This window comes from Streptomyces sp. NPDC005899, assembly GCF_040629645.1.
Classification (GTDB): Bacteria; Actinomycetota; Actinomycetes; order Streptomycetales; family Streptomycetaceae; genus Streptomyces.
The window spans coordinates 1-8,813 of the sequence record NZ_JBEXWB010000268.1; the positions used below are offsets into that span (position 1 = coordinate 1).

An 8,813-nucleotide genomic window follows, 5' to 3' on the forward strand; every position below is an offset into this window, starting at 1 on the left:
CCCGCCCGGACCGCGCCGGCACGCTCCGGCGCGCGCCGCCGGCGCCCGGCCCCTGTACCGCCCCGCTCGGACCTGGCCGATTAACTCCTGTACGCCCGGCCTCACTCCGCCGTGGGCTGTCAGCCCTCCGGCGAGATCCATAGCATGGCCCCGCACGGATAGGGACGACTTCACTCTGGGAACCGGCGAGGCACTGGATGAGCAACGGGGACACCTCCATCACGAAGAACATCGATGTGCACGTGCCGAGCGTCGCGCGGATGTACGACTACTACCTGGGCGGCAAGGACAATTACCCCGCTGACCGGATCGCCTGTGAAGAGCTCCTGAAGGTCGTCCCGAGCACCAAGGTGCTGGCGGTGAACAACCGCCGGTTCCTTCGCCGTGTCGTGCACCACCTCGCCTCCGAGTACGGCATCCGCCAGTTCGTCGACCACGGTTCCGGCCTGCCGACCCAGGACAACGTCCACCAGGTCGCCCAGCTCGTCGACCCGGCGGCACGGGTCGTCTACGTCGACAACGACCCCATCGTGCTGGCCCACGGCAAGGCGATACTCGAGGAGAACGACAGGACCGCGGTCATCCAGGCCGACATGCGCGACACCGACGGCATTTTCGGCCACCCCGAGGTGCGCCGGCTCATCGACTTCGACGAGCCGGTGGCCGCGCTGTTCGTGTCCGTGCTGCACTGCATTCCCGACTCGGACGATCCCGCGGGTCTGGTGCGCCGGGTCGCGGACCGGCTGGCGCCGGGCAGCTTCCTGGTCGTGTGCCAGCTCGTGAGCGAGGACGCGGCCACGCGCGACTTCGTCACCGACTTCATGGCGAAGAGCACGGGCAACCAGTGGGGCAGGGTGCGCCGGGCGGAGGACGTGGGTGTCTTCCTGGAAGGGCTGGAGGTGCTGGAACCCGGCCTCGTGGAGGTCTCGACCTGGCGGCCGGACTCCGATCTGGCGCCCAAGCAGGAGACCCAGGAGTGGATCGAGTACGGCGGCGTCGGCCGCAAGGGGTGACGGGTCCGGGCGCCCGGGCGCCGGTCCCGGTCAGCTGTAGCGCTCGACCGCGTCTTCCAGCAGCCGTCTGCTCTCGGCCGGGCTCGGGGACTGGGCGCTGAGGGAGTCCAGGATCCAGCGGTACTCGTCGGTGCTCTCCTGCTTGTTCACCGAGGTCGCGTTCGTCAGGTGCTCGATGTAGGCGACATCGGGGAGCCCCGCCATGGCGAAGCGCAGATAGGTGATGCCGTTGCCCGGAGACGTGTGGGCGGTCACCTCGAAGGGGGCCACCTGCACGATGCCGTGGGGCAGCTCGGTCATGGCCAGCAGGTGGACGAGTTGCTCACGCATCACGCGGGCGCCGCCCGTCGGCCGCATCAGCACCGCCTCGTCCAGGAGCACCCAGAGCTTCGGCGCGTCACGCCGGTGCAGCAACTCCTGCCGTCGCAGGCGCAGTTCGACACGCCGCCGGGTGGTCTCCTCCGGCTCGAGGTGGTGCCCCGAGCGCACCACCGCGTAGGCGTACTCGGGCGTCTGGAGGAGTCCTGGGACGTAGTGCCCCTCGTAGGTCCGGATGGAAGCCGCGGCCTCCTCCAGCCCCACGAGGGGTTCGAACCAGTCCGGCAGCACGTCCGCGTAGGTGCGCCACCAGCCGCGCCGGCCGGCCTTGCGCACCAGGTCGACGAACTCCGCGGCCCTGACCGGGTCGGTGACGCCGTAGAGCGTCAGCAGATCGGCGGCGTCCCGCTCCTTGCACGGGGAGTGCCCTGTCTCCATGCGGCTGATCTTCGCCGTGGAGCAGCGGATCCTGGCGGCCGCGACGTCGGGCGTGATGCCGGCCTCGCCGCGCATGCGCCGCAACTGCGCGCCGAGGACCAGGCGCAGGGCCGTGGGGCTCGCTCCGGCGGCCGAGGCGATCGCCGGCCTCCGTGAGGGCTGAAGCGGTTCGATGCCGGGCATGCGGGCTCCTGAGTGCGGACGTCAGGATCCCAGTCTGCCATCGGCTCCCCCGGATGGAGCCGGTCCGCGTGGGGTTGCGGTTCGGTTTCAGCCGATCATGCGGTCGAAGTCGCCGTCCCTGACGCCCGCGAGGAAGGCGCGCACCTCGTCGGGGGTGTACACGAGCGCCGGCCCGTCGGGATGCCGGGAGTTGCGCACAGCCACCTCGCCGCCGGGCAGCAGCGCCATCTCGACGCAGTTCCCGCTGGGGTTGCTGTGATGGCTCTTCGTCCACTCCACACCGGTCAGGGAGTTGGCGGGTACACCGTTGTCGAAGTGCTGCATGCGATCCGATCCTTACGGCTGTCGAGGGTCGCAGAGTCCTGACGAGCCGTCAGGTCTCGTGCCGGGCGACGGGTGCCGTCGTGCGCACCCACGGGTGCAATTTCGGATGCAATTGCACGGAAGCCCGGGCAGCGAAGATACCAGTGGTCGTCCGCGCCTTCGAGGCACTGCGGATCCATCTCGGCCACCGTGCCGGCGCCATGTCGTGCGGGAGTGGGCCTCCGCCCGTGCCACGTCGGGTGAAGCGCGTACGGGTCTGGCCGAAAGCGATCGGTCCCCGCGAGCGGTCCGGCCCTCGGCCTCTGCGCCCGCCGGGCAGGAGCCCCCGCACGGCGGTGTACGCCTGGCTCTCGACCGCGCCCTACAGACCGGCCAGCGCCGTCCATGCCTCGGCCAGCAGCCTGTGCCCGAGCGGGGTCGGATGGACCCCGTCGCCCGCGATGCGCTCGGCCGCCCCCGCGCTGCGCGCGGCCTGGTTCAGCAGACCGTCGGCGGCCAGCAGGGCCGCGTCGAACTCACCGGCCAGCCGGCGGACGGCATGGATCTTGGGGTCGAGGTCCTCCCGCCAGGCCCATTGCTCCGCCGTCACCGGGATCAGGAAGGGCTCCACCAGGAGCAGCTGGGCGTCCGAGCCCTCCCGGACCTGCGTCAATATGGCGCGGTAGTCGTCCTCGAAGGAGCGCGCCGAGGTCACCTCGCCCGATCGGTAGCGGAACCACGTGTCGTTGACACCGACCAGCACGGACACCACGTCGGGCCGGATGTCCAGGGCATCCTCACGCCACCGGGCGCGCAGGTCCGACACCCGGTCCCCCCCGACGCCCCGGTTGACGAACGTGATGCCGCTGTCGGGACGCGCCGCGCGGACGAGGTCGGCCGCCAGCCGGGCATAGCCCAGACCGAGCGGCCGGTCCGGCTCCGACAGCCGGCCCACCTCGGTGATGCTGTCCCCCTGGAACAGGACGGTTGCCGACTCGTGCAGGCTGATGGTCACGCGGTCCTCCGAAAGGCTGGCGGGGATGGTGCGGCGAGCCTGGGCCCCGGGTCGGGCCTCCGGCCGCTACCGGGCTGCCGTGGGCACGCGCGCCGCACCGAAATCGAGTACCCGGTCCACCTCTCGCAGGGTTTCCTCCGCGATCCGCCGCACCTCGGCCGGTACGTCGCCCTGTTCCTCGACGAGGCCGGCGTAGATCGGCGCCTCGGTACTGTCTGCGAAACTCACGTCGACTGCCCATTCCTCGGTTGGTACCCGCCGGTCGGCGGAAACGGCGGCCGAGTCTACGCGGTCGCCCCCGGCCCGGCGCGGGGAGGGGCCGCGCAGAGGGAACCGGCGCTCCCGGACGGCCCCTCGTGGCGGCGCTCCTCGAGCCCCGGATCGAGGGGCGCGGAGGGGATGGCCCGGCTTCCCGGGCGCCGGTCCCGACAGCCGGGTGTCGCGGGTGCGGCTCCCCCTCCCCCGCACCTGGCCGGCCCCCGCCGCCGCTCGGCGCCGACTCCCTTACTCGATGACGAGCTGGACGTCGATGTTGCCGCGCGTGGCCTTGGAGTAGGGGCAGTAGGCGTGCGTCGCCTCGACCAGGCGGCGGCCGGTCTCACCCTCCAGCGCCTCGGGCAGTTCGACGCGCATGACGACCGCGAGGCCGAAGCCCGTGTCGTCCTTGCCGATGGACACCTCGGCCGTCACGGCGACGTCCTTGGTGTCGAGCTTCATCTCCCGGCCGACCGAGCTCATCGCGCTGGCGAAGCAGGCGGCGTACCCGGCGGCGAACAGCTGCTCGGGGTTCGTGCCCTCGCCGTTGCCACCCAGGGCCGGCGGGAGGGCGAGCGCCAGGTCGATGCGGCCGTCCGAGCTGACCGCCCGGCCCTCACGTCCGTTCGCGGTGGCGGCAGCGGTGTAGAGCGCGTCCATGGGGAACCTTCCCTCTCTTCGGCGGTGACCGCGAGCCGGTCACCACCAAGAGAGTTGCACACAATTCAGTTGTGCACAACTAAATGGTGGTCGGAGTTACCCTGAGCCCATGACCTCTCCGCAGCCCGCCTCCCCCGAGCTGTCCGGCCTGCCGGACAGCGAACTGCTGCGCCTGGACCACCAGGTGTGCTTCTCCCTCCAGGCGGCCTCCCGGGCCTTCGGCGGCGTCTACCGGGAGGCCCTCGGGGAACTGGGGCTCACCTATCCGCAGTACCTCGCGATGATGGTCCTGTGGGAGCACGGCCCCCTGCCGGTCAGGACGATCGGTGAGCGCCTGCACCTGGACTCCGGCACGCTCTCCCCCCTGCTCAAGAGGCTGGAGGCCGCAGGACTCGTGAGACGGGAGCGCAGTGCACGGGACGAGCGGTCGGTCGTCGTGCACCTCACGGACGCCGGGGCCTCGTTGCGGGAGCGCGCGCTGCCCGTCCCCCGGACGATCCTCGCGGCCACGGGCATGTCGGTCGAGGAGGTCCTGGCGCTGCAGGAGACACTCGGGCGGCTCACGGCTTCCCTGAGCACGGCCGGCTGACGGGCACACGGGAACGGCCCCCGGGCCCCGCCGCCCGCACATGACGGTCCAGCGCTCGCCGGACCTCTGCCTCCGGAACTCGCAGGAGTCCGGCCTCCGAAATAGGATGCAGGGACTAAAGCAACGCGGAGCGGCCCATGAACCGGCGTCGAACTCCCCGATCGGCGAGCGCCGAGGATCTGCTCAGCACCCTGCAGCACCTGACGGCCCGTGCGCGGCAGGAAGTGGGACCGCACCAGGCCCGGGTCGAACTGGCGCAGGCACTGCAACGCAAGATGCTGCCGGCCGCCCTGCCCGTGTTCCCGGGACTGCAGACCGCCGCCCGGTACGCCCCCGCGCGCGACGGGCTGGACATCGGAGGCGACTGGTACGACGCCTTCCTGCTGCCCGACGGGGCGCTCGCCCTGGCGGTGGGCGACGTCCAGGGGCATGACGTCGAGGCCGCGGCCTTCATGGGGCAGATACGCGTGGCCATGCGGGCCATCGCCAGTACGGCGGCGGATCCCGGCGAGGTGATGGGCCGCACGAACGACCTGCTCCTTTCCATGGACTCGACGCTCTTCGCGACCTGCTCCTTCTTCCGTCTGGATCCACGCACCCGCGAGTGCGAGAGCGCCCGGGCCGGACACGTCGCCTGCGTGTGGGCGACCGCCGACGGACGGTCGGGGGTCACCGCGGACGACGGCGGCCTCCCCCTGGGCATCGAGGCCCGTCAGCACTATCCCGTCACCCGTCGGACGCTCACCGACGACGGCGCGTTCGTCCTGCTCACCGACGGAGTCGTCGAGGGTCCCTCCCTGACGATCGGCGACGGTCTCGACCGCGTCCGGCGCCTGCTGAGCGCCCATGTCGGCGACAGCGCCGAGGAGCTGGCGGACCGGCTGCTCGAAGCCGCCGTGTTCACCGGTCACGAGGACGACGCGGCCGTCCTCGTGCTGCGCCACGACGCGTTCCCCTCCGCCTGACCCCGGGTGCCGCGAACCCCTTGCCGCGTGTCACGGCGGTCCGCCGCCATGGGCGGTGTCTGATGAGGTGTGTGATTCGCAGCGAGGAAACCAGACGCCGGGTCCGGGTCGTGTCGCAGACGCTCGCCATCACCGCCGTCTACTACGCTTCCGGGCGCATCGGCCTGCTCCGGCAGGTGGGCGTGGAGGGCTCGGTCGTCACCCCGCTGTGGCCGCCCACGGGTATCGCCCTCGCGGCTCTTCTGGTCCTGGGTGTCCGGGCCCTGCCGGCCATCGCCCTCGGCGCCCTGCTCATGGTGCTGTCGATCAGCGGCACCCTCACCCCGTGGGGTGTGGGGATCGCGGCGGGAAGCACGCTGGCCCCGTTGTGCTCCTTCGTGTCGCTGCGGGCGGTGGGGTTCCGCAGCGAGCTGGACCGGCTGCGCGACGGCGTCCTCCTGGTGTTCCTCGGCGCCATGGGCGGCATGGTGATCAGTGCCACCGTCGGCTCCGGCATCCAGGCGCTGAACGGTGATCTGGCCGAGGACAAGTTCTGGCAGGTCTGGTCGGCCTGGTGGGCCGGGGACGCCATGGGGGTGCTCACGGTCACCCCGCTGCTGCTGGTCCTGCGAACGGCGCGGGTTCCCAGGAGGGGGGACCGGTGGGCGGAGACGCTCGCGCTGGCGGTCGTCGCGGCGGGGGTGACGATCATCGCGACCAGAAGCCCCCTGTCCATGATCTACCTGCTCTTCCCGGTCCTGATCTGGGCCGCCCTGCGCTTCCAGCTGGCGGGCAGCGCGCCCTGCGCCCTGCTGATGTCGGTGATGGCGATCGTCGCGGGAACCGACCGGGTGGGGCCGTTCGCCGGCCACTCCGTCCTCGAGGTCATGCTCAACCTGACCGTGCTCAACGGGTGCGTGGCCCTCACCGCCCTCCTGCTGGCCGCCATCGTCACCGAGCACAACAACATCCGCCGGGAGACGGAGCGGGCATGCGAGGAGCTCGCCGCCCTGGTGGAGGAACTCGCACCGCGTCCACCGGCGCGGGACTGGTCCGCCCGTCATCGGGGCGAACCGGGCCCGGCGTGAGCGTCCGGACCGCCTCAGCCGCCGTGCGCACCGCCCGCGCGCGGGAAGAGGCGGGCCAGGAAGTCGTTGCGGAAGGTACCGGTGGGATCGAAGCGGCCCATCAGGCCCTCGAAGTCCGCGTAGTGGTCGTACAGCTCACGCAGCCGGCCGGGCGCCGTGGTGAACACCTTGCCCCAGTGCGGCCTCGCTCCGAACGGTGCCAGCGCCTCCTCGATCTCCCCGAGCACGGGTGTGACCGCCGCCGTGTCCGGCACCCAGGTGAAGTGGAAGGCCACGGAGTCGCGTCCCTGGGCCGGGCTGAGCCACAGCTCGTCGGCGGCCACCGTACGGATCTCGCCGATCTGCAGCAGTGGGGCGAAGCGGCCGCGTATCCGTTCCAGTGCCTCGTAGGCCGCGACGGCGTCGTGACGGGCCACGAAGTACTCGGACTGGAGCTCCTCGCCGTTGCTGGGGGTGAACTCGAGCCGGAAGTGGGGAAGCCGTGCGTGCCAGGGGCCGGCCTCGCCCTGTTGTGTGCAGTGGACGGCCGGCATGCCCGGGACCGGATGCCTCGGCCCCTCGGCGAGCTCGGCTCCGAGCCAGCGCGGGGGTGCGGTCAGGGGGCCCTCGGCCGTCACCCGCCGCTTGAGCCACACCTGGTCGACCGGATCGTCCCGCCAACTGGTGAACAGGCTCACGCTGTATGCCTCGGACATCACCTCGTCGAACCGGCCGAGCAGCTCCGTCCGCGGCAGGCCCTCGTACACCCACTGCTGTACGTCGAAGGCAGGCACGAGGTCCAGGGTCAGACGGGTCACCACGCCGAGGGCGCCCAGGGAGACGACCGCCCCGGCGAAATCGTCCTCACCGCGTTCGAGGGACACCAGCGCGCCGTCCGCGGTGACGAGTTCCAGCGCGCGGACGGCGCCGGCCAGGGAGGGGTTCGAGACGCCTGATCCGTGGGTGCCGGTCGCACAGGCGCCGGCGACCGAGATGTGGGGCAGCGAGCCCAGGTTGTGCAGCGCGAATCCGCTCCGGTGCAGCGTGCCGGTCAGTTCGCCGAAGCGCAGGCCGCCGCCGACGGTCACGGTCGATGCCTCGTGGTCGATCTCGACGCAGCGGGGCAGCCCGGCGACGGACACCAGGTCCCCGTGCGTGTCGGCGACGGTGTTGAAGGAGTGGCCGGTGCCGAGCGCCCGCACCGCGGTGCCTGCGGCCACCAGCTCCCGCAGCTCGGCCACCGACGCGGGCGTGCGCAGGCGCTGCGCGCCGAACACGATGTTGCCGGCCCAGTTCGTCCGCCGGCCGGACGGGACACTCCCGGAATGATCGATCATGCGTCCGAATCTTACGCTCCCGCCCGTGCGGGGCGGGGCCGCACGGCGCACGCCGCCGAGGGCAGGCAGAACGCCGGCATCACGCGCGAGGGACGCGAGGGAGCGGTCGCCGGAAGGAATCGGACCGCGCCCTCGCCCCTCCGGAGGACCGTCGGAGAGATCTCACGCGTCCGGCCTCCAGGCGGGCGGCGTGGGTCAGTACGGGAGGACGCGTCCGGACGGGGTTCGCAGATCCGGCGGGGGCGGCCCCGCCGGGGGACGCGGACGGCGGACGATCTGGATGCGGCCCACGGCCACCACCTCCTCAGGTCACCGGTATCTGCCCACCGGAGCGTCCTTCACACGTCCGGGGGCCGCGCAACCGCTGCCCCCGGGCGCTCGCGGATGCGGAGCGCGCCGTGTGCGGTGACCCTGGACAAGGAGAACGCCGAGCCGAGGAGGATTCGACATGTCCGCCATGGACAAGATCAAGAAAATGCTGAAGGGCCACGAGGACCAGGCGGGAAAGGGCGTCGACAAGGCGGGGGACATGATCGACGAACGGACCCAGGGGAAGTACAGCAAGCACGTCGACACCGGCCAGGAGAAGCTGCGCCAGCAGCTGGACCAGGACCGGAACCCGCAGGACCCGCCGCGCGGCTGACAGCCGGCCGGGCCGGCCCGACCGCGCTTCCCCCTCCGGGCACACGGC

11 protein-coding genes are annotated in these 8,813 nt (G+C 71.8%); 5 read left to right on the plus strand and 6 right to left on the minus strand.

The features are described from left to right. Positions 1 to 197: 197 nt before the first annotated feature. A complete protein-coding gene (locus tag ABZ371_RS24355) occupies positions 198 to 1,013 on the plus strand; it encodes an SAM-dependent methyltransferase (protein ID WP_358683244.1) in 816 nt (271 codons plus the stop codon). A gap of 30 nt (positions 1,014 to 1,043) precedes the next feature. On the opposite strand, the gene ABZ371_RS24360 is transcribed toward ABZ371_RS24355, so the two are convergent. From ABZ371_RS24360 to ABZ371_RS24380, 5 genes are all read right to left on the minus strand, one after another. Then, positions 1,044 to 1,952, minus strand: a complete 909-nt coding sequence (locus ABZ371_RS24360) for a helix-turn-helix transcriptional regulator (protein WP_358683246.1) — start codon at positions 1,950 to 1,952, stop codon at positions 1,044 to 1,046. A gap of 87 nt (positions 1,953 to 2,039) precedes the next feature. Further along, positions 2,040 to 2,276 (minus strand): DUF397 domain-containing protein, encoded by a 237-nt coding sequence (locus ABZ371_RS24365; RefSeq protein ID WP_358683248.1) that lies wholly within the window; start codon positions 2,274 to 2,276, stop codon positions 2,040 to 2,042. A 361-nt stretch (positions 2,277 to 2,637) separates the two neighbouring features. Beyond that, the gene (locus ABZ371_RS24370; RefSeq protein WP_358683250.1) at positions 2,638 to 3,270 is read right to left on the minus strand and encodes an SGNH/GDSL hydrolase family protein; all 633 of its coding nucleotides are present in this window, start codon (positions 3,268 to 3,270) and stop codon (positions 2,638 to 2,640) included. 66 nt (positions 3,271 to 3,336) lie between these two features. Next, on the minus strand, positions 3,337 to 3,498 hold the full coding sequence (locus ABZ371_RS24375; RefSeq protein WP_358683252.1) for a hypothetical protein: 162 nt from the start codon (positions 3,496 to 3,498) through the stop codon (positions 3,337 to 3,339). A 276-nt stretch (positions 3,499 to 3,774) separates the two neighbouring features. Continuing rightward, positions 3,775 to 4,185 carry an organic hydroperoxide resistance protein gene (locus tag ABZ371_RS24380; protein WP_358683253.1) on the minus strand — a complete coding sequence of 137 codons (411 nt, stop codon included), beginning with the start codon at positions 4,183 to 4,185 and terminating at the stop codon, positions 3,775 to 3,777. Between the two features lie 109 nt (positions 4,186 to 4,294). Here ABZ371_RS24380 and ABZ371_RS24385 point away from each other — a divergent pair, with 109 nt between their 5' ends. From ABZ371_RS24385 to ABZ371_RS24395, 3 genes are all read left to right on the plus strand, one after another. Then, complete coding sequence (locus ABZ371_RS24385; protein WP_358683255.1) at positions 4,295 to 4,774, plus strand: MarR family transcriptional regulator; 480 nt, start codon at positions 4,295 to 4,297, stop codon at positions 4,772 to 4,774. A 137-nt stretch (positions 4,775 to 4,911) separates the two neighbouring features. After that, entirely contained in the window at positions 4,912 to 5,739 is an 828-nt protein-coding gene (locus ABZ371_RS24390) for a PP2C family protein-serine/threonine phosphatase (protein ID WP_358683257.1), read from the plus strand. Between the two features lie 71 nt (positions 5,740 to 5,810). Beyond that, positions 5,811 to 6,806 (plus strand): MASE1 domain-containing protein, encoded by a 996-nt coding sequence (locus ABZ371_RS24395; protein ID WP_358683259.1) that lies wholly within the window; start codon positions 5,811 to 5,813, stop codon positions 6,804 to 6,806. Between the two features lie 14 nt (positions 6,807 to 6,820). On the opposite strand, the gene ABZ371_RS24400 is transcribed toward ABZ371_RS24395, so the two are convergent. Further along, positions 6,821 to 8,122: an FAD-binding protein gene (locus ABZ371_RS24400; RefSeq protein WP_358683261.1), complete on the minus strand. Its 1,302-nt coding sequence runs from the start codon at positions 8,120 to 8,122 to the stop codon at positions 6,821 to 6,823. A gap of 448 nt (positions 8,123 to 8,570) precedes the next feature. On the opposite strand from ABZ371_RS24400, the gene ABZ371_RS24405 reads away from it, so the two are divergent. Further along, entirely contained in the window at positions 8,571 to 8,765 is a 195-nt protein-coding gene (locus ABZ371_RS24405) for an antitoxin (RefSeq protein WP_358683263.1), read from the plus strand. The last annotated feature ends 48 nt before the right edge of the window (positions 8,766 to 8,813 follow it).

Excerpts from the sequence above, each read along its gene's own strand:
- ABZ371_RS24355 (WP_358683244.1), top strand. The coding sequence starts at position 198 with ATGAGCAACGGGGACACCTCCATCACGAAGAACATCGATGTGCACGTG.
- ABZ371_RS24360 (WP_358683246.1), bottom strand. The coding sequence starts at position 1,952 with ATGCCCGGCATCGAACCGCTTCAGCCCTCACGGAGGCCGGCGATCGCC.
- ABZ371_RS24365 (WP_358683248.1), bottom strand. The coding sequence starts at position 2,276 with ATGCAGCACTTCGACAACGGTGTACCCGCCAACTCCCTGACCGGTGTG.
- ABZ371_RS24380 (WP_358683253.1), bottom strand. The coding sequence starts at position 4,185 with ATGGACGCGCTCTACACCGCTGCCGCCACCGCGAACGGACGTGAGGGC.
- ABZ371_RS24385 (WP_358683255.1), top strand. The coding sequence starts at position 4,295 with ATGACCTCTCCGCAGCCCGCCTCCCCCGAGCTGTCCGGCCTGCCGGAC.
- ABZ371_RS24390 (WP_358683257.1), top strand. The coding sequence starts at position 4,912 with ATGAACCGGCGTCGAACTCCCCGATCGGCGAGCGCCGAGGATCTGCTC.
- ABZ371_RS24400 (WP_358683261.1), bottom strand. The coding sequence starts at position 8,122 with ATGATCGATCATTCCGGGAGTGTCCCGTCCGGCCGGCGGACGAACTGG.
- ABZ371_RS24405 (WP_358683263.1), top strand. The coding sequence starts at position 8,571 with ATGTCCGCCATGGACAAGATCAAGAAAATGCTGAAGGGCCACGAGGAC.